Below are 18,261 nucleotides of genomic sequence, written 5' to 3'. Positions count from 1 at the left end.
TCGGGAAGTTGCAGGGGCTCAGTCGCCTACAACTGTGTAATCGGCGGACATGACGGCCTGACGCACAGCGGCTCCGGCGGCCTTACCACCTACAAGGAGGTGGGAAGGGCCGCCGGGAACGAGCTCAATAGCCACAGACTCCACGCCCTCAAGGGCTGAGACGGCCTTCTCAACAGTGCGGGCGCAGTGCCCGCAGGTTAGGCCCTCGAGAGTGAGCTCAGCAGCAGCCGGGGTGAAGGCGGGTGGCGAAAAGGGTTCTGATGAGCAGCAACTGCACGCCGCGCCCGATGGGGCCAGGAGCAGTTGAGTGCGGTTTGCAGATTCAAACATGCCAGTTTCCATTCCTTGACGAAGCATCAATGGCGCTGGGGTTGACGGGCTGTGAGGGGCGGTGCAGGGCACACGCCGGGACATACCATGTCACTGACAACAGTTGAAAGCATACCCCCCAGGGGTATAGGAAGCAAAGTGTGGCCCGGCTGGAACGGCCCTCCGTAACGACGCCAACAGAGGCTCGGTCAGCGTCGCCACAGCGCCAATCTTCGCTTTGTGTCATGGTCCACCGTGTGCACGATGGACAACCTTCGGATGGTCCGCCGGTCAGGCCTCGATGAGAGATGGTTTTACGGATCTTTCGGGTGCCGGCACGATTCCTCAACACACCGGTTATGACGAAGCGCCCGGCTGGCTTTCCCAGCCGGGCGCTTGCCCATTCCTTAGTTCATCGAAGAAGGTCCCCCTGCTTCGGCACATCTGACCCGATGCGGGGGCCAGTCATAAGGACAGTGTCACCGTACTTTCTTCACGGGGAGGATCGTCAGTGCCCCCAACAGGGCGATCCCGGCCGCTACGGCGAGCAGGAGGTCGTAACGGCCACCACCCATGGTAACCAGGGCTGCCGAGACCGCCGGGGCGAGTGTCTGCGGACCTGTCATGGCGATGTTGAATACGCCGAGGTCCTTCGCTGTGTCATCAGGATTCGGAAGGACATCGATGACGAGGGCGAGGTCAACAGCGATGTAGATGCCAAAGCCAATGCCGATGACCAGTTCCGCCCAGTAGAACCCACTGGTGGAGTCGGCCGCAGTGAGCATCCAGGTGCCGATGCCGAAGATTATGGCCGAGGTCCAAATGAAGACTTTCCGCCGCCCTAGCCTGTCGGAGATCCATCCGGCAATCTGGCCGGCCGTAACCAAGGCGAGCGTGTAGATGAGAACGCCGGTTGCCAGTGCGCCGGCCGCATCCTGTTTGGACAGGCCCAGATCCTGCTGTAGGTACAGGAGGCGGAAGGTGACGAACATAAACATCGCCAGGACGACGAGGAAGCGGGAGACCCAGGCGAACGCGAAGTCGGGGTTCTTGCGGGGGTTTACCCAGAAGGTCTTCAGGGCGGTCCGCAACCCGCCTTCTGAGGCAGGGCGGCGCTCCATTGGCCGGTCCGGCAGTACGAAGGCGAAGACAAGGACCAGCACCAGGGCGAGGACGCCGGGGACCAGGAAGAGTAGGAGCATGTTCTGCCCGAAAAGGCTTGCCGAATAGGCTGCGCCGAGGGAGGCTGCCTGGGAAGCAATGCCGATCATGCCGCTTACTTTGCCTCGCTGCCACTGGGGTACCTGGTCTGCCAGGGTCGCCGTATGTGCAGCGACCGCCGCGTTGCCGAGAGCCTGCGCGAAGAACCAGCCGATGCCCAGCACTACGGCATTCGGGGCCGTGGCGATGACGGCCAGGCATGCCAGGAGTCCCAAAGCTCCGGCAACCAGCCAGGGACGGCGGCGGCCGAAACGTCCGACGGTGCGGTCGCTAAGGCGGCCAAAAACGGGGTCGAAGAGGAGGGCTGCGAACGCGCCCATGGAGATGACGGTGCCCAGTGTGGCGGCAACGTCCGGTCCCGGAACCAGAGACTGCACCTTGAGTGTCATGCCGGCGACGATGGGCATAAAAAGGGCAATCATCAGTCCCAGCCGCGCGAGCACCATCGTTGTGATGACACTGGCCTGGGCCTTTTCGACGGGGACGGGAGCGTAGGACAACGAGTTGGGCGCTTCGGGTCCTGCAGCAGAATCAGACACAACCATGGGTCTCATTGCTTTCTATTGGGAGAGGGGAGGCGGGCCAGACGTAGCCCGTGTGATAGGAACCACAGTACCGCAGACCGACCGAGTATGCGGTCGGTTTATCAAATCGTTACTTTTTCGTCGCGCAAAGCTTGTGTTACCGACCGTGTAGTCGGTCGGCGTGCTATCGTTGTGATTCGAAGCACAACAGAAGGGGCACCAGTCCCGAAATTCGCCACTTTCCTGACGAAGGAGTCTTCCGATGAGCGTTCCTGCCACTGATCTTCCTGTCGTGTCCGGCGTGCAGTCGGACTTCATAGATGAAGCGGTGCAGTCCCTTGACCTGACAGGAAAGATCCGGCTGCTTTCCGGTGCAAAGATGTTCAGCCTCTGGGGTGATGCTTCCATTGGCTTGGACGAGATTGTCATGTCTGATGGCCCGACCGGTGTGCGTGGTGAAGAAGTTGTCGGTGGTCGCGAGAGCTGCCTGCTGCCGAACGCCACACTGCTGGCGCAGACGTGGAACTCTGGCGTGCTCGACGAGGTCGGCGCACTTCTGGCAGAGGAAGCCATGGACCAGCAGACCCACATCGTCCTGGGCCCCACGATCAACCTCCACCGCACTCCCCTGGGTGGTCGCCTCTTCGAGTGCTTCAGTGAGGACCCGTACCTCACCGGTGTCCTCGCGGCCGCCTATGTCCGCTCCCTCCAGAGCCGGGGCATCGGAGCGTCCCCGAAACATTTCCTCGCCAACGAATCCGAAATACAGCGCACCACTGTTGACTGCGTCGTTGACGAACAGACCTTGCGGGAGCTTTACCTGCTGCCGTTCGAAATCGTGAATCACGACGCGCAGCCGTGGACCGTGATGGCCTCCTACAACGGCGTAAACGGCGTCACCGCCACGGAGCACGATGAGCTCCTCAATGACATTCTGAAAAAAGAGTGGGGCTTTGACGGGCTTGTCATGTCCGACTGGTTCGCCACAAAGACGGCCGCGGAAAGCGCGAACGCCGGCCTGGACCTGGTGATGCCCGGGCCCGAAACGGTCTGGAGCACATCCCTGGAGAAAGCCGTGCGTTCCGGCGACGTCCCCGAAGAAGCCATCGATGACCACGTTCGCCGGTTACTGATTCTTGCCGCCCGGGTCGGCGCCTTCGGCACACGGCGTGACTGGCCCGCTGACATTGCCCGGCCCGACAGCGGAGTCCGCCGCGAACAGCTGCGAAGGATCGCTGCCCAGGGCATGGCAGTGCTCAAGAATGACAACGCCACCCTTCCGCTCGCCAACGAAACGGGGACCGTGGCCGTGATCGGTCGCCACGCTACTGACACCGTCGCCCAGGGCGGCGGCTCCGCCCGGGTCCGCCCGCCGCACATTGTGAGCATCGCAGATGGCCTTACGTCCGCGCTCGGCCCGGGGGCCACGATCGTGGACGGGGTGGAAACCAGGACGCGAATGGTGGCCGCGCCTGCCTCGACTGTGCGCGATCCCGAAAACGGCACTCCCGGGATGCGGGTCCGCGCTCTCGACGAGCAGGGCAACGTCATTGAGTCCCGCCACTTTGACGTAGCCGAACTTGAAGTAGCTGACGATGGTTGGCTCGCAAATGCGGTCAGGATCGAGCTCTCGGCCGACGTCGCCATGTCGTCACCGGCCCGGATGCGCGTCGGCGTGATCGGACCCGGCCAATGGACCGTGACGGCGCCCGGCCACCACGAGACGTTCGCCGTAACCCCGCATGATGGTCCCGGCGGCGGCCTTCACCGGCCCAAGAGCCACGTCGCAGTGGTGCCCTTGGAAGCCGGCGCCAGGATTACCGCCACCACCGGGCCCCACTTCGAAATGAGAATCATCGGGCTCGTCGTCACAGCGGCCGCCCGCCCCGCCGCCGCCGCGATCCGTGAGGCCGTGGTGGCAGCGGCATCGGCTGACACTGCCATTGTCGTCGTCGGCAACACCCAGGAACAGGAAACCGAAGGCCAGGACAAGAAAACGCTGGCATTGCCCGGCGACCAGGACGCCCTCGTGGCCGCCGTCGCCGCCGTCGCACGGCGTACTGTCGTCATCGTGAACGCCGCCACACCGGTCCTCATGCCCTGGCTTGATAATGTCGACGCCGTGCTCTTCGCCGGGCTCCCCGGGCAGGAAGCAGGAGACGCAGTCGCTGCAGCGCTGACCGGTGACATCGAACCGTCGGGGCGACTCGTTACCACCTTCCCCGCCCGTGACGGCGAAGGGCCGGCCTGGGGGACCATGCCCACCGACGGGCGTCTCGAGTACGCGGAAGGGCCGCGAGTAGGCTACCGAGGATGGCACCAATCCGGGACACAGCCCTTGTTCTGGTTCGGCCACGGCCTCGGCTACACTTCCTGGGACTACACCTCAGCGCACATCACCGGGCAGGACGGGACGGGGGTTAAAGCCGTTGCCGTGGCCCTGACCAACACAGGTCAGCGTTCCGGCAGGGAAACCGTGCAGGTCTACCGCGTCCCCGCCGGCGAGGATCAGCCTGCACGTCTTATCGGATGGGCACAGGTTTCCCTCGATCCCGGGCAGAGCGCTACTGTTCAGGTTGAGTGTGATCTCCGAACCCAGCGGATCTGGGACGTGGAAGAACACATATGGCTGCCGCTCTCCGGCGGTTCAATCGTGATTGCGCGTGGCCTCGGCGATCCCCGCATCACGGTTCCGCTCGAAAACGGACAGGAGTCCTAAGGCATGTCTTACCCACCCGGCTACCGCATTGAACGCGAGCGGAACCGCACGGAAAAGGCCGGCGACATCGCCCGGGCCAAGGCCATCCAGGCGGCGATTGAGCTGTTCTCGACCAGCGGGTACAACAAGTCCTCCATCGCCGAGGTAGCACTCCGGACCGGGCTGTCCCAGTCAGGCCTCCTCCACCATTTCCCCAACAAGACCGCCCTGCTCACTGCGGTGCTCGAACAGCGGGAAAAGGAAGACAGCGAATTCCTCTTCGGAGAAGGCGCGGCACCCATGGGATGGGCGGCCTTCGACTCGCTCGTCGCCCTCGTTGCCCGCAACTCCACCCGGCCGGAGTGGATCGGCCTGTTCGTCCGGATCTCGGCAGAAGCCACCGAAGCCAAACACCCGGCAAACCAATGGATGCTCGATCACTACCGCAGCACCCGGGAATGGCTCACCCAAGCCATCGAGGACGGCAAGCGAACGGGCGAGATCCTCCCGGACGCCCCCGTTGAAGCCATCGTCCGCAACACCATCGCCGTGCTTGACGGGCTCCAGCAGCAATGGGTGGCCGAACCGCACAGCATGTCAATGGTCGCGGAGCTCCGGGTGTACCTTGACCAGCTTCGTGCTACCTGGGGAAACTCTCAGCAGTAACCACAGCACCTGCCAGGCCCAGTTGCCCGCCGCGCGTACCAGTCGAGCGTGCGGGGCATTCTGGCGTACCCGTTCCCACCCTGAAAGGCGCCCCCTCATGCCCGCTCTCCCCCAGCACATGTACGACTTCATCTCCCAACCCAATCCTGCAGTCATGTCCACGGTCGCCTCCGACGGGCGCCCTGTCAGCGTCCAGATCGTCTATCTCGCCGAAGATGCCGGGCACATCCTCCTGAGCATCGCTTCCGGAAATTCCCGCGGCGGCCGGCTCCAGCACCTGCGAGAAGACCCCCGCATGTCCCTCACCGTGCTCAAGAACGACGACTGGACAGAGGCCGTCACCGTTCTGGGAACCGCCGTTGAATTCTTCGACGACAAGGACCTCCAGATCATCGATGCCATGACCACCCACTACTTCGGTGCGCCCTACGCGATCCGCAACCCGCGCACGGCAGTGAGGGTCCGCATCGACGAATGGACCGAACACTCCAACGCGATGTTCCGCATCAACAAAGCCGGAGAAGGCGAGACAGTTGGCTGAGCTCAATCGCTTTCCCAAAAGAGTCTTCAGCCAGGGAGATGAACCGGACCCACGGTTCAGCCTCGCTAATGAACGCACCTTCCTGGCGTGGATCCGCACCGCACTGGCTTTACTCGCCGGCGGGGTCGCTCTCGAGGCACTGGGCCTCGGCATCCATCCCGGGTACCGGCTCTCTGCGTCCATCCTGCTGATCCTCAGCGGGATCATGTCGGCCATCCAGGCCTGGGGCGGGTGGACGAGGACGGAACAGGCCCTGCGGAAGAGTTCACCCCTTCCCCCGACGATCCTCTCGCTCCCCCTGACTGTTCTGCTGGTAGCGGTTGCGGTCCTGGTTCTGATTGGAATCGTTCTGAAGTGACCGGGCTCTTCGATCCCGGTCTCCAACCGGAGCGCACGGGTCTGGCCTGGCAACGGACCTGTCTTGCGTTCCTCGCAGGCTCCCTCGTCGCCATGAAGGTCCTTCCGCCCATCCTGGGGCCCTGGTCACTGCTGTTGGGTGTGGCGGGCGTTCTGGAGTCCGTGCTCTTACTGTTTGTGGTCCGTCGGCGATACCTCCAGCACCATCAAATTCTCACAGCCCCGGACGGGCCACCTGCCCGGGCCGCCGACGGCTTCCTTCCGGCCGCTCTTGGCGCCTCGACATTGGTTGCAGGGTTTGTTTCGCTGGCTCTGGTCCTGACAATCCGGCTTTAGGGACGTCGTCGGATATTCCGCCCTGGAGAGGGCAACTGCGTGGAACAGTGTGTTCAGTATCGGGGGCGGTACAGCTTTCGTACTTGTCCGGTCTACAGAGCAGGGCGCTGAATTGAAGCAAGGCGTCACCGCTGACGCCTTAAACCACGAAGGAGTAGACGAAGAACTATGACTACAGACCTCTCGCGCATGCAGAAGGCCAATTTTGTCGACGAGGACAATTACGAACTCATCACTATCGGGCGGATCACGAAGAGGATGGTGACCCTTGACGGGGCCAGCGCCGTTCTCGTCCGCTTTCCGGTGGGGGCATCAGTGACGGAGGATGCGGTCAAGACCGGAATTCTCGACACGGATATGTGTCCTATGCCGCATGTCGCCTACATCCTGGAAGGCAGTTTGGGGGTGCGCCAGCGTACCGGATCCGAGGAGGAATTCTCAGCCGGAGATCTTATGATGCTGCCGCCGGAGCATGAAGCATGGACCGTCGGGGACAGGGACTGCGTCTTTATCGAATTCATGCGTGGGACCAGTGACGTCTACGACTACTGGCCGGAGCACTGAGCGGGCGCGTAGGCGCCATGTGAAGTGCGGGCATGCCACGTCTCCCGTTGGGCAAGTCGCCGCGCCTAACGGGAGGCGTGCCAGAAGTCATCATCTAACTGTTCGCCGGCTTCGTCCCAGAGGGGATGGCGGCGCTGTAACATCGAGGGTGTTGACGACAGCCAGGCTGCCTACTTCCGTCGCCGGCGGTCTGCCTGTTCGACCAGTTCCGTAATCCATGGCCGATGTCCGCGTCGAAATTCCATCCACTCAGGCAGGCCCTGAATAGAGGGGCCGGACCTATCGATGTCGATGGTGATCCGGCCGCCACCAACAGGTGCGTTGGTGATGTGCAGATCACCATAGGCTTCCGGAAGCACAGGATCCATCCACAGTCCCCGACGGGAGACATGAACGTCGTACCGCATCAGGTTCGTCACCAGGAGGATCGGGGCCGTTGCTGCCCAAGCCTGGGGCGAACACGCCGTTGGATAAGGTACGGGTTCGGCGAACTGATCACGGCTGAAGCCGCAGAAGAGCTCGGGCAAGCGCCCGCCCGAGAATTCGGCGGCTTCCAATATCGCAGTGGTAATGCGCTGTGCTTCCGCCACGAAGCCGTATCGCAACAGACCGGCAGCGATGATTGCATTGTCGTGGGGCCATACCGAGCCGTTGTGATAGCTGGCCGGGTTATATGCGCCCATGTTGCTGGCCAAGGTCCGTATACCCCAGCCGCTGAACATCTCCGGAGACATAAGCCGCTCGGCAACCTGCGGAGCCTTGTCCTCGTCTACGAGTCCGTAGACCAGACAGTGGCCCATGTTGGAAGCACACGCGTCCACCTGTCGCTTCCTGCCGTCGAGTGCGATTGCATAGTACCCCCGGTCCGGCATCCAGAACTGCTCGTTAAATCTCCGCTTCAGTTCCGCCGCCCGATCGGCGAGATCATCTCCCCGTGCCGTGTCGCCCGCGTCGTATGCCATCCAGGCACGCGCGGTATACGCAGCATAGACATAGGCCTGGACTTCACAGAGCGCGATCGGGGGCTCCGCAAGTGTTCCATCGGCAAAATTGATGCCGTCCCAGGAGTCTTTCCAGCCTTGGTTTATCAGGCCCTGGTCGTTGAGCCGTTCATACTCGACGAAACCGTCGCCGTCCTTGTCCCCGTAGTGACGTATCCATTCCAGGGCGCGGTCCGCGTGGGGCAGCAAACCGGCGATAATATCCGCACCGAATCCCCACCGGCTGACGGCTCCGAGCACATCCACAAATAACGGAGTCGCGTCGACGCTCCCGTAGTAGGCTGATTTGCCTCCAAGGGCCAAACCGGCATTGAGGCTAAGCCTTACTTCGTGCAGGATCTTGCCGGGCTCCTCCTCCGTCAGTGGGTCCACGACGCTTCCTTGCCGGTCCGCCAGCGTCTGCAGCGTCCCCAAAGCCAGTGAGGGATCCACCGGTAACGCCATTTCCGAGGCCCACAGGGAATCCCGGCCAAAGAGCGTCATGAACCACGGCGCACCTGCCGCCACCACAACGCGTTCGGGATGATCCGGATCCTCGATCCGGAGGGCACCCAAGTCGTCGTAGCTCCGCCGTAACGTCCGCTCAATGGATCGGTTACCCATGCGAACGACGGGAATCCTGGCAACCCATTCCTTGCGGCGCCGGTCACTGGGGGACAACTCCTCCCCCTCAGGGTGGACAAGGGTGGCGCTCCGGCCAGAGCCTTCAACCTCAACCCGGGCACTGACGACAGCGCTCCAGTCCCCTTGCGGTGGGACAGATACCAGAAAGGTGACCCCCTCCGGCTTCACCTCTGCTCCCGGAGCCTGAATAACCACCCGTTTTCGCATGCCTTGCCAGACACCGGAAATGGTCAGCTGGTCCCCATCCACGTACCGGGTTGCGTCCCACGCACGCTGGATCCGGGCTTCCTTCACTTCAAAAAGGTCCGCGAAGTCAGCTTCAACCTCGAGGGAAATCGCGCATTCGACGGGTTTGGTTGAATAATTGCGTACGGTAAGTCGCTCCTGAATACCCGCGCCGACTTCCCGCAGGCGCTCCACGATCAGCGGGCTGTCCGCATATCCGTCGGAACGGGGAACGCGACCTGCAAACAGGGCCCGGAACGGCTCGCGCGTCTCGGCAGCCAGGGACTCAAGCGGATGACTGTTAACTGTCAGGTTCCAGCGGGACAGGAATCGGGTGTCCCGCACGAACAGGCCATGCGGGTGCTCGGGATGAATGTCGCCATTGGGCAAAGAAATGCAGAACGAGGTTTCCTCGACCAGGGTGACGGTCCCTGCCCCTACTGGGCCGGCAGCCGTGTCAGCATTCCATCCAGCCATCCTGGTTCCTCCAAGAAAGCAGCGCCGGCACAACGTGGTCTCTTAGACACGCTTGGGCGACGGCACCTCTGTTTACTTGACCCTACTCTCCCCCGGCTAAGGGGTGTAGACCCTGTTTCAAATCCCTGCATGGCATCCAGAAACAGGACCCAGTGCAACGTACCTGTATAGCAGGAAGCCGGGAAAAGGCGGGCCTGTCAACCGCGGGGCACCGTATGGTGGGCGCTGACCGTTAGGAAGCTGCCCGAGGGGCGAACCAGCCGGAGAAGTCCGCAGCCCACTCTTGCGGGCCAACAAACCCGATGGAGCCCAGCTGCCGCGCCTCCTCACAGCGGCGCAGACCCCACCAGAGGTCGTAGAGCACCCGCGGGGCGACATGAACCTGAAGATCCGGGACACGTTCTGCGCGGCCGATGCTCGCGGTTGTCTTGCTGTTCTCTGTGCAGATCCAGCCATGAAGGGGAGCTCCCCTGACGTTGTCGAACTCGAACCCCAGGACAATCGACTTCCTGGGCAGGGAATCTGTCACAAGGCCGCGGCCCATGTGTTCGAGCAGCGTGCCAAGCCCTGTCCGCAGGTCATTCTCAAAGGGCGCATGCCAATGACTCGCCCAGAGGCCCAGCGACTCCAAGGTCTGCCGCAGCGCGTAGCCGACCGGCGTCAGTCTGTAGCGTCGTGAGCCGCGGGGGCCGGTTTCATCGTTGCGAACGACAAGCTCCAGCTGGACCAGGCGCTTGAGCCGCTGGGAAAGCAGTGTCCGCGAAAGGTCAGGCAGGGCCCGGGACATATCGTTGAACCCCATTTCACCGCAGAGGAGTTCGCGCACGATCAATAGGGACCAGCGGTCACCCAGCAGCCGCAGCCCTTGTGATATCGACCAATAATCGGCACTCGGGCGCCCTGCTGTTTTCGCCAGGTCGTCTTGTTCCCGGGTGAACTGCTCCGCAATGGTCGTCATCGTCCCTGAACTCCAAGCGATCCGTGAGTTGTGCTGCCACCATTCTTCCCGACCCTTCGAGGTGCTGTGTGTGCGCCACGCACATAAGTTGATGCCCGCCTGTCCGTCGCAGGCCTTCACCGGTTCTGCCTTTAAGCAAGAATCGAAGGTTGGCCGATAACCGTCCAACCTTCGATTCTGCGGTCCGTTTGCTAGAGCCGGATGTCTGCAGACTCCCCCGGTTTCAAGGCGATGAGGAGTTCGCTGAGCCCGGCATCTGCGAAAAGCTTGCTGATCTGGTCAGCATTCTGGCTGAAATGTTCCCACGAATCCTCGTGCACTGGAACGACCTTCTTGACACCCATGATCTTGGCCGCCTCCAGGGCCCGGTCATTGCTGAGGGTGATGTACGCGCCATCTGCGATCACATCGAATTTTGCGCCGCCGACGAAGAGCACAGCGATATCAATGGCTGGAAAACGATCCGCAATTTCGCGCACGATATCCAGCTCGGAGTTATCACCGCTGATGTAAATCGTCGGCATGCCCTCTGCTTCGAGGACAAAGCCAATAACGGGCCCGAGTGCGTCCCACACGCCCTCCGGGCCATGATGCGCCGGCACTGCCGTGATTTTCATCTGCCTGCCATCGGGAAGCGTAACGGTATGAGTCTCGTAGTCGCTGGTCCCGCGGACGTTGGGGCCGAAGTTCTTCGCAGCCTCCGTCGTGGTGAGGGCAAGCGGCACCATCGTCAGAAAACCCCGGCCGGCCACGTCCAGATTGTCGATGTGCTCGTGGGAGGCGAGTGCCAGGTCAACGTGGCCAAGCTCCTCGGGGGTGGCGCTGGGGGCGAGCTTCTTGATGACGGGTCCGGCGATTGGGTGGTGGTAGACCTGGGGGGAATCGAAGGTGGGGTCAGTGATCATCCGGTAGCCGGCGATCTCGAGGAGCAGGGTCGGTCCTCCAATGAGGGTTACTTTGACGTCGTCCATAATTTCAGTCCTTATCGGGTCGGTGGGGGCCGGGGTTCAGCTCTTGCTCGTCATTTGAGCCGTGATGTCTTCCGCCCCGTGCAGGACATAGACGAGCTTGCCGTCACCATCGAAAGCCGGAGCGTTCAGGGGCTGGAACCACCGGGGCTCGAAAATCCCGTCTGAGTTCTCGATGTCATACCGAACAGGCGGAAGAATATCGATCTTGCCGGTTTCGACAACACGCTCGATGGAGCTGCGCAGAATCTCTGTTCCCTTGGCGTCAGGGTTGTCCGGGTTGTCCGGAAAAGCCTCGAGGATGTCCATGCCGACGATTCCCTCGCGGCTCTTTCCCGTAGATGCAAGGAACGAGTCAGTGGCAGCGACGATCGTTCTGTCGGGGGTGACGATGATGTATTGGTTCGGCAGACTTTCGAAGATTTTCTGAAAGTCGGGGTTACGTGCATCTGAGGATGACACTTCGACTCCTTTCCCTGATGAGCGACTCTTTCGCGTCTCGTATTGCCATTGCAGCAGGTGGGGCCGTCCCCCACTAGTGCAATACATGGACTGGAAGGAGTCAGCGTCCCTGCTGTTTCGCCGACCAGGGCCTGCCGCAGATGCCGGGAAAAACGGGGATGCCCTTTGGCTTGGGCCATCGGCGGCATTTGTCCCAGATCCCTAGAGTCCGAAGGCGGTTCCGTGGCCATGCTCGAACACGAGGTTGGTCTGGGTGCCTGCGACGGCAGGATTCGATGACAGATGGTCCAGTACGAATTGACGGATGTGCTCGGTATTCCTGGCCGTGATGTGGATCAGGAAATCATCTGCACCGCCAAGAACGAAGAATTGCTTGATCTCGGGCAGGTCCCGCAACTCATTTCCGAAGGCATTCATCAGGTGCCGGGCCCCAGGCCTAAGCCGCACGCTGACCAGGGCCTGGAGGGGCAGGCCCATTGCTTCGGGTGCGACTTCGACGGTGAACCGCTTGATTACCCCCGACTCTTTGAGCGCCTTGAGGCGGGCAAGACAGGTTGACGGCGCAAGTCCGAGGGCCTCCGACAACGACTGATTGGTACGCCTTGAATTATTGGACAGCAGGCCTAGAAGCTTGTGGTCCACTTCGTCCAATGGCACCTGTTGCAGTTTCTGCGAGTCCGACACTCTGTAACGCTCCTCACAATGCAGGAATTAATCAGCTGCTTCCATTCTGCCGCAGATCCTGCGAGCAACGCGCAGCTCTCCGCATTTTCTGTCATTCTCTTCCCCACAAGCATCAATCTCGTCAGAAAGCATGAGTCATGATCATCTCCGTCCCCAAGGAAATCAAGAACAACGAGTTCCGCGTCGCCATCACGGCCGCCGGCGTGTATGAATTCAAAGCAAACGGCCACGACGTGCTCGTGGAAACCGGTGCCGGCGCTGGTTCCGGCATCAGCGATCAGGTGTACGCACTCGCCGGAGCCGAGATCGTACAGAGTGCAGAAGAGGCCTGGGCGCGGGCCGACATGGTGATGAAGGTCAAGGAACCCGTGGCATCCGAATACCGCCACTTCCGCGAGGGCCTGCTACTTTTCACCTACCTTCACCTCGCAGCGGAACCCGCACTGACCCAGGCGCTTGTCGACTCCGGCGTCACGGCCATCGCCTACGAGACCGTCCAGGAAGGCCGAACGCTGCCGCTGCTCGCACCCATGTCCGAGGTGGCCGGCAGGCTCTCCGTCCAGGTCGGTGCGACCTCGCTCATGGCGCCGGCAGGGGGCAAGGGTGTGCTGCTCGGTGGCGTTCCGGGCGTCCGTCCCGCCAAGGTTGTCGTCCTCGGTGCAGGTGTCGCAGGCACCAACGCCGCGGCCATGGCGCTCGGCCTCGGCGCCGACGTCACCATCCTGGACATCAACATCAACCGGCTGCGCGAACTCGACGCCCAGTACCAGGGCCGGCTCAAGACCGTGGCGTCGAACTCGTACGAGATCGAAAAGTCAGTTATCGATGCAGATCTCGTCATCGGCTCCGTCCTGATTCCGGGAGCGAAGGCACCCAAGCTCGTCACCAACGACCTCGTGGCCCGGATGAAGCCCGGCTCGGTCCTGGTGGACATCGCGGTGGACCAGGGCGGCTGCTTCGAGGACACGCACCCCACCACGCATCAGGAACCCACGTACAAGGTTCACGAGACGATCTTCTACTGCGTGGCCAACATGCCCGGCGCTGTCCCGAACACCTCCACCTACGCGCTGACCAACGTCACGCTCCGCTACGCGGTGGCTTTGGCCAACTACGGCGTCAAAGGTGCTTTCGACCGGCTCCCCGCTCTGGCCGGCGGTCTGAACGTGGCGGCGGGAAAGGTCACTCACAAGTCTGTCAGCGATGCCCATGGACATAACCTCGCCGACTGGCAGGACCTCGTAACGGTTTAGGACATCGGCTGTGCCTGCCCGATAGAAGGCAGGCACAGCCCGCTCCATAGGAAGGGCACGGCATCAAATGGCATTTCATCTGCAACCCAAATGGCAGCCGCTGGTCGGTCAACTGGTCATCGTGAAACTTCTGGATAAGGAGATCCGCCGCGGAGTTGTCGATGCAGTCACCGATGATGATCAAATCCTATGGCTCGACAGTCACGGCGCCGAGCCCCGCCGTCTCTTTCACCGGGCAGACGGTTTCAAGGTGTGGGTCGACTATAGATGGGAAACCGACAGGTCCAGCCTCTGCCCTGGCTTCCAGCATGCTGCTGCACCATGACGTGCCAACACTCCGCTGCCCCTGGACGCGTACAGCTTCTGGAACAGCTGCATGATGATAATGAGTTAGCAAGAGCCATTACCCGACTGCGCTCTGAAACAGTCCCGGATGAAGCGTCAGGCGTTCTTGTCACCTGGTACGGCCCTTGGTCCTACACCCTTGAACTCAGCCATCAGATTCCTCCTGGTCTCGTCTACGAGTGCGTCGCCCCTGAACAACTGAACTTCTCAGACTGATTCAGGACCGCCGGTCTGACTGGTCGAGCCCATCAGCGCCCCTCCCTCCAACGGCGGCGCGCTGGCGGCGCCCTTCCAGCAGGCTGTCGACCTCACGAGCCGACCGCGGGTCCACCGTCCTCACGGATAGGCACCAGGCACACAGCCGATGCGAACGCTGTGCCCGCAGTACATATCGATCATCTGAGCCGGCACGAAAATAGTCGAATATGAAGAGTCGGTAAGCCACTCCCATTCCTGGTGAGTCGGGAGCGGGAGCCCCACCGGCCGTGTGCAACCTGGCAACGAGAAGGAACCCTGATGTCCGAACTTCCTGTGGAAAGAGCAGATCTCGGCATGGCCTGGGCGGTGAAAGAGAGCTTTGTACAGTACGTGCAGTCTATGCGCGATGGACGCATACTCCTGCGCGAGGGTGCTGCCGTGACAAATACCCGACAGTTCTATTTCCCGTTCAGAAGCCTGGATCAATCCGACGGGAACAACTTTGTGCTCCAGTTCGGTGGAGAGGCCCGCTTCCTCGCCCATCACGGGCTAATGTCGGTCTCAATTTGCAACCCAAGAATTAAAGTCGGGCCCGACGGGGCATGCCTGTCCATCGAACAAGGAAACGAGATCGTGCACCTCGCCCATCTCAACTTGCCGGCGGTGTCGGTGGAAGAAGGCATCAATATGTGGGCAAATGTCCCGGTAGCTCTGACCAGCGCAGGAGCGGCTGTTTTCGCAGATAGCTACTCAGCCGGAGAAACACTGGCTCCACTGACCGTGAGAGCACCATCCATTGTGGAAGTATCCTGACCGCGTTCTGCGGGGGACTGGCGGCACCACTTGGGACACGGTGCTGGGCCAGGCATGAACACGCCGTGCCTTGCCCCGCTCCCGACGACTCGGTGGATCCGGGCACGAGAGACTGGCAAGGACCTGTTCCTGCCCGCAGACTCAATGGGTCCAGAGGCAGGAATCGCTGCATCGACTAGTGTGTCCAACCCGCGGCCGCAGCACCACCACGCACTGTTGGTTACTGAGTAGCCACTGTTGCGGTCGTTCGGACCAGGTGGGCGAAGCGTCGCGCCATCGCCTCGGTATGCTCCCTCACGATCTGGTCTTGATTCTCGAATGCTTTCATTCCGCGGCCGGCCCGCTCTACGGCATCCGTGTCATTCTCCTTGACCAGGGACAACCACTGGCGGTAGACCACCGGCGAGATTTCCGGGTGAAACTGAACTCCCCATGACATCTCGCCTACTCGAAAAGCTTGGTGCGGATACTGGGCCGTCATCCCGAGCCATACCGCTGACGGCGGGAGTTGTTCGATCATGTCCCCATGCATGGCGCCTGCGAAGAATGGACCCGGCAATCCGGCCATCAAGGGATCCTTGGCAGCATCGGGCCGTAATGCCACCTCTACGACCCCCGCCTCGAGGCCCTGGTCTCCCCTAGCCACGGTCCCGCCGAACGTCTGTGCCATCAGCTGAGCTCCAAGGCAGATCCCTAGCGTGGGCTTTCTATGTCTGTCGGCGGCCGCCATAAGGCGCCGGATGTCGGAAAGCCAGTGATAGGCATCGTCGTCCAAGGAGCTCATGTCTCCACCAAGAACCACCAAGGCGTCCTCCTGGATCACGTCCGGGATCACGTCGCCAATGAAAGGCTGGATAATTCTGGTGGTTATTCCCTCGTCATGCAGCCAAACACCGAGACGGTCCAGCGGGCAGTGGAAATCTGGCTGTATGACGAGTGCCTGCAGGGTACCGGTACCTCGGGGCAGGTTTGGCTGATTGGTCATGCTCGAATTCCTTATCGGGCGATCGGGGTTTCAGCGTTCGAAACCCCCGGTTGTGAAGGGACGGTGGCATCCCGTGCGGTTAACCCGGACACCAAGGCCCCATGGCCTTTAATCCCCGACCCCCGCGGACAACTTCAACGTAGCGAACAGCATCGCCGGGACCGCAGTGCCGTTTGCACATTAAGATCCAAATGTGTGTGCCACACCCTGGTGCTCTTGGGATCACGCGAATATTCCTCAGCGAACTCCGGCCGCTGTTGCCGTCATTGAAGAACCGCGCGGTGGCCTTCGCGCATCGCCAGTCGCGCTGCAATGCCCGTGGGAAGCCAGTCGCCGGCTTCTTCGAATGAATGACCGATGAGCTGCTCTACACGCTGGAGCCGTTGCCGGAGTGTGTTGCGGTGGATGTGCAGTTTTGAGACCGTGTCGGCAATGGATCCTTTGTTGGATAGGAGCATGGCGACTGTTTCGGCCAGCTGGGTTCCATTTTCCGCGTCGTAGTGCGTGAGGGACCTGAGTTCCGCGAGCACGTCCCTGATCTCCGCAGACATCCCTTCCCCAACAAGCGGCAGTTCCTGCAGGTGTTCTATGTCGCTGAAAGAGGTTACCCGTCTCCCGGATGTCCTGCCGACCAGTTCTGTCCATGCCAGTGCGGTTTCGGCGTCTGAAAGCGCTGGCTGCAGAGAGGCGACGTCCCGCGCCAGTGGACCTACGCCGGCGAAAGCTGAGACGCCACGGTGTTCGTCGAGGTCAGAAAGAGTTGTCTCCAACTTCGCCTTGATCTCTTCTCCGGAGCCGGAGGCGGTATCGATAAAGAGCAGGCTGAGGGGGCCTTCAGTGAAGACCAGGGATCGGGAGCCAGCCAGCTCCTGAAGATAGGGGGCGATGCGCCTGGACACCGCGTCAGAGTCGAATTTCAGCCGTTTCACTCGCACCAGAACCGGCAGAGTGCGGCCCTTGGACCAACCTGACTCCTCGAGAATCCGGGCGAATGTGCTCGTGCCGACGCTTCGGAGCAAGCGTGAAGCATGGGATGAACCGACGGACTCCAGTTCTACTGCTTCAAACAGAGCGGCCAGCTGAGAGCAAATGGCGCTCAGCCGATCGAGCTCTCTGGCGGAATAGCGGCGTGGACGATAGCACGTGACAATGCCCCGGGTGCTCGTCAGGCCAAAGGAGACAGATATCCGCTCGTGTCCAGCGACGTTGGATTCAATGAACTCGGACGTTGCCGTTCGTGAATGAGTGGTTCGAACCATGATTCCGCTCCGCTCGCCCTTGTCCATTGCAATGGCGGTGGGCGGCGACGTGGCTGGACCACGCCCGAAATATTCAATGACGCAGGCGTCCGAGCTCATGTGCTTAAGAATCGACCGGGCGGCCACCTGGGCGCACTGCAGGACGGAAGTGGCGGAGTTGATCGGGAAATCGACAAGGAAATGCGCTGCTGCGGATTGGCGCCGCAAGTCATCAACAGTCTCAGCCTGCAGCAGGCCGCTGGCAAGCAGCACGCCCACCTCGTCAGCAATCAGCTTCGACTCCCAGGTGAAGGTTTCCTCCTCATATGACCAGAGGCTAAACACGCCTAGCAGGGTCCCGGTCGGTGCCACGATCGGGACAACCAGCATCGAATTGAAATCTTCTTCTTGCAGTTCGCTGATGCTGACGAACCGCGGGTCCTGCTGAATGTTCTTGTTAAGGACAACCGACTGCCTAGTAAGCCCTACCCAGCCAGTTACACCTTCGCCGAGGCGAAGGGTGACTCTTCCCACTTGCTGGCTTTGCACTCCAGCGGTGCCTGCGCGCATGACAAGGACTTGTTCCTGTTCATCCCACAGGTAGACGAAAACCCCTGCTGAGTTTGTTGCCCTGGCTACCAAGTCCACTGCTCTTTGAGCAAGCGCGAGTGGATCCGGTCCTTCCATCATTAGCTGCGTGAGCTCGGACAAGGTATCTGCGCGAAGCTCTGCTATTTGGAGTTTATGGCGATAGTCAGCGGGCAGGGCCTCATTCGGTTGCGAGGCCGCGGGCTCAGCAGGGGGTTTCATGGTT

The 18,261-nt window shown here is 61.4% G+C and carries 18 protein-coding genes; 9 read left to right on the top strand and 9 right to left on the bottom strand.

Annotation, left to right across the window (positions count from 1 at the left end):
* Window positions 1-18: 18 nt before the first annotated feature.
* On the bottom strand, window positions 19-330 hold the full coding sequence (locus FBY30_RS21245) for a heavy-metal-associated domain-containing protein (protein ID WP_082581627.1): 312 nt from the start codon (window positions 328-330) through the stop codon (window positions 19-21).
* A 458-nt stretch (window positions 331-788) separates the two neighbouring features.
* Window positions 789-2,075 carry an MFS transporter gene (locus FBY30_RS14950; protein ID WP_056387753.1) on the bottom strand — a complete coding sequence of 429 codons (1,287 nt, stop codon included), beginning with the start codon at window positions 2,073-2,075 and terminating at the stop codon, window positions 789-791.
* A 241-nt stretch (window positions 2,076-2,316) separates the two neighbouring features.
* On the opposite strand from FBY30_RS14950, the gene FBY30_RS14945 reads away from it, so the two are divergent.
* The 6 genes from FBY30_RS14945 (at window position 2,317) to FBY30_RS14920 (ending at window position 7,216) form a co-directional block, all read left to right on the top strand.
* Window positions 2,317-4,773 (top strand): glycoside hydrolase family 3 C-terminal domain-containing protein, encoded by a 2,457-nt coding sequence (locus tag FBY30_RS14945; RefSeq protein ID WP_056387762.1) that lies wholly within the window; start codon window positions 2,317-2,319, stop codon window positions 4,771-4,773.
* 3 nt (window positions 4,774-4,776) lie between these two features.
* On the top strand, window positions 4,777-5,418 hold the full coding sequence (locus tag FBY30_RS14940) for a TetR/AcrR family transcriptional regulator (RefSeq protein WP_056387765.1): 642 nt from the start codon (window positions 4,777-4,779) through the stop codon (window positions 5,416-5,418).
* A gap of 97 nt (window positions 5,419-5,515) precedes the next feature.
* Window positions 5,516-5,959 (top strand): pyridoxamine 5'-phosphate oxidase family protein, encoded by a 444-nt coding sequence (locus FBY30_RS14935; protein WP_082581628.1) that lies wholly within the window; start codon window positions 5,516-5,518, stop codon window positions 5,957-5,959.
* Window positions 5,952-6,317 (top strand): YidH family protein, encoded by a 366-nt coding sequence (locus tag FBY30_RS14930; protein ID WP_056387771.1) that lies wholly within the window; start codon window positions 5,952-5,954, stop codon window positions 6,315-6,317. The genes FBY30_RS14935 and FBY30_RS14930 overlap by 8 nt, the downstream gene beginning before the upstream one ends.
* Window positions 6,314-6,652, top strand: coding sequence for a DUF202 domain-containing protein (locus FBY30_RS14925; protein WP_056387774.1), 339 nt, complete (start codon window positions 6,314-6,316; stop codon window positions 6,650-6,652). The genes FBY30_RS14930 and FBY30_RS14925 overlap by 4 nt, the downstream gene beginning before the upstream one ends.
* A gap of 168 nt (window positions 6,653-6,820) precedes the next feature.
* Window positions 6,821-7,216, top strand: a complete 396-nt coding sequence (locus tag FBY30_RS14920) for a hypothetical protein (protein ID WP_056387777.1) — start codon at window positions 6,821-6,823, stop codon at window positions 7,214-7,216.
* 170 nt (window positions 7,217-7,386) lie between these two features.
* Here the strand turns inward: FBY30_RS14920 and FBY30_RS14915 are convergent, their stop codons facing one another.
* The 5 genes from FBY30_RS14915 to FBY30_RS14895 form a co-directional block, all read right to left on the bottom strand.
* Entirely contained in the window at window positions 7,387-9,543 is a 2,157-nt protein-coding gene (locus tag FBY30_RS14915) for an amylo-alpha-1,6-glucosidase (protein ID WP_142133537.1), read from the bottom strand.
* Window positions 9,544-9,775: 232 nt separating this feature from the next.
* The gene (locus FBY30_RS14910) at window positions 9,776-10,501 is read right to left on the bottom strand and encodes a winged helix-turn-helix transcriptional regulator (RefSeq protein ID WP_056387782.1); all 726 of its coding nucleotides are present in this window, start codon (window positions 10,499-10,501) and stop codon (window positions 9,776-9,778) included.
* 191 nt (window positions 10,502-10,692) lie between these two features.
* The gene (locus FBY30_RS14905; protein WP_110504009.1) at window positions 10,693-11,472 is read right to left on the bottom strand and encodes an MBL fold metallo-hydrolase; all 780 of its coding nucleotides are present in this window, start codon (window positions 11,470-11,472) and stop codon (window positions 10,693-10,695) included.
* Between the two features lie 36 nt (window positions 11,473-11,508).
* Window positions 11,509-11,931 (bottom strand): PAS domain S-box protein, encoded by a 423-nt coding sequence (locus tag FBY30_RS14900; protein ID WP_056387787.1) that lies wholly within the window; start codon window positions 11,929-11,931, stop codon window positions 11,509-11,511.
* A 201-nt stretch (window positions 11,932-12,132) separates the two neighbouring features.
* Entirely contained in the window at window positions 12,133-12,615 is a 483-nt protein-coding gene (locus tag FBY30_RS14895; protein WP_056387789.1) for an Lrp/AsnC family transcriptional regulator, read from the bottom strand.
* 137 nt (window positions 12,616-12,752) lie between these two features.
* Between FBY30_RS14895 and ald the strand changes: the two genes are divergently transcribed.
* From ald to FBY30_RS14880, 3 genes are all read left to right on the top strand, one after another.
* Complete coding sequence (gene ald, locus FBY30_RS14890; RefSeq protein WP_110504007.1) at window positions 12,753-13,868, top strand: alanine dehydrogenase; 1,116 nt, start codon at window positions 12,753-12,755, stop codon at window positions 13,866-13,868.
* Between the two features lie 67 nt (window positions 13,869-13,935).
* A complete protein-coding gene (locus tag FBY30_RS14885; protein WP_110504006.1) occupies window positions 13,936-14,193 on the top strand; it encodes a hypothetical protein in 258 nt (85 codons plus the stop codon).
* Window positions 14,194-14,729: 536 nt separating this feature from the next.
* Complete coding sequence (locus tag FBY30_RS14880) at window positions 14,730-15,224, top strand: HtaA domain-containing protein (protein WP_235009456.1); 495 nt, start codon at window positions 14,730-14,732, stop codon at window positions 15,222-15,224.
* Window positions 15,225-15,444: 220 nt separating this feature from the next.
* Here the strand turns inward: FBY30_RS14880 and FBY30_RS14875 are convergent, their stop codons facing one another.
* On the bottom strand, window positions 15,445-16,209 hold the full coding sequence (locus FBY30_RS14875) for a type 1 glutamine amidotransferase (RefSeq protein WP_056387794.1): 765 nt from the start codon (window positions 16,207-16,209) through the stop codon (window positions 15,445-15,447).
* 263 nt (window positions 16,210-16,472) lie between these two features.
* Window positions 16,473-18,257 (bottom strand): helix-turn-helix domain-containing protein, encoded by a 1,785-nt coding sequence (locus FBY30_RS14870; protein WP_082581629.1) that lies wholly within the window; start codon window positions 18,255-18,257, stop codon window positions 16,473-16,475.
* Window positions 18,258-18,261 lie beyond the last annotated feature (4 nt).

It is taken from the genome of Arthrobacter sp. SLBN-83 (assembly GCF_006715285.1).
Classification (GTDB): domain Bacteria; phylum Actinomycetota; class Actinomycetes; order Actinomycetales; family Micrococcaceae; genus Arthrobacter.
This window is presented reverse-complemented; position numbering and strand designations above follow the sequence as displayed.

What these genes read in the sequence shown, in the direction of transcription:
- FBY30_RS14920 (WP_056387777.1), top strand. Translation starts at nt 6,821, where the DNA reads ATGACTACAGACCTCTCGCGCATGCAGAAGGCCAATTTTGTCGACGAG.
- FBY30_RS21245 (WP_082581627.1), bottom strand. Translation starts at nt 330, where the DNA reads ATGTTTGAATCTGCAAACCGCACTCAACTGCTCCTGGCCCCATCGGGC.
- FBY30_RS14870 (WP_082581629.1), bottom strand. Translation starts at nt 18,257, where the DNA reads ATGAAACCCCCTGCTGAGCCCGCGGCCTCGCAACCGAATGAGGCCCTG.
- ald (WP_110504007.1), top strand. Translation starts at nt 12,753, where the DNA reads ATGATCATCTCCGTCCCCAAGGAAATCAAGAACAACGAGTTCCGCGTC.
- FBY30_RS14935 (WP_082581628.1), top strand. Translation starts at nt 5,516, where the DNA reads ATGCCCGCTCTCCCCCAGCACATGTACGACTTCATCTCCCAACCCAAT.
- FBY30_RS14905 (WP_110504009.1), bottom strand. Translation starts at nt 11,472, where the DNA reads ATGGACGACGTCAAAGTAACCCTCATTGGAGGACCGACCCTGCTCCTC.
- FBY30_RS14910 (WP_056387782.1), bottom strand. Translation starts at nt 10,501, where the DNA reads ATGACGACCATTGCGGAGCAGTTCACCCGGGAACAAGACGACCTGGCG.
- FBY30_RS14945 (WP_056387762.1), top strand. Translation starts at nt 2,317, where the DNA reads ATGAGCGTTCCTGCCACTGATCTTCCTGTCGTGTCCGGCGTGCAGTCG.
- FBY30_RS14885 (WP_110504006.1), top strand. Translation starts at nt 13,936, where the DNA reads ATGGCATTTCATCTGCAACCCAAATGGCAGCCGCTGGTCGGTCAACTG.
- FBY30_RS14950 (WP_056387753.1), bottom strand. Translation starts at nt 2,075, where the DNA reads ATGGTTGTGTCTGATTCTGCTGCAGGACCCGAAGCGCCCAACTCGTTG.
- FBY30_RS14880 (WP_235009456.1), top strand. Translation starts at nt 14,730, where the DNA reads ATGTCCGAACTTCCTGTGGAAAGAGCAGATCTCGGCATGGCCTGGGCG.
- FBY30_RS14875 (WP_056387794.1), bottom strand. Translation starts at nt 16,209, where the DNA reads ATGACCAATCAGCCAAACCTGCCCCGAGGTACCGGTACCCTGCAGGCA.
- FBY30_RS14940 (WP_056387765.1), top strand. Translation starts at nt 4,777, where the DNA reads ATGTCTTACCCACCCGGCTACCGCATTGAACGCGAGCGGAACCGCACG.
- FBY30_RS14915 (WP_142133537.1), bottom strand. Translation starts at nt 9,543, where the DNA reads ATGGCTGGATGGAATGCTGACACGGCTGCCGGCCCAGTAGGGGCAGGG.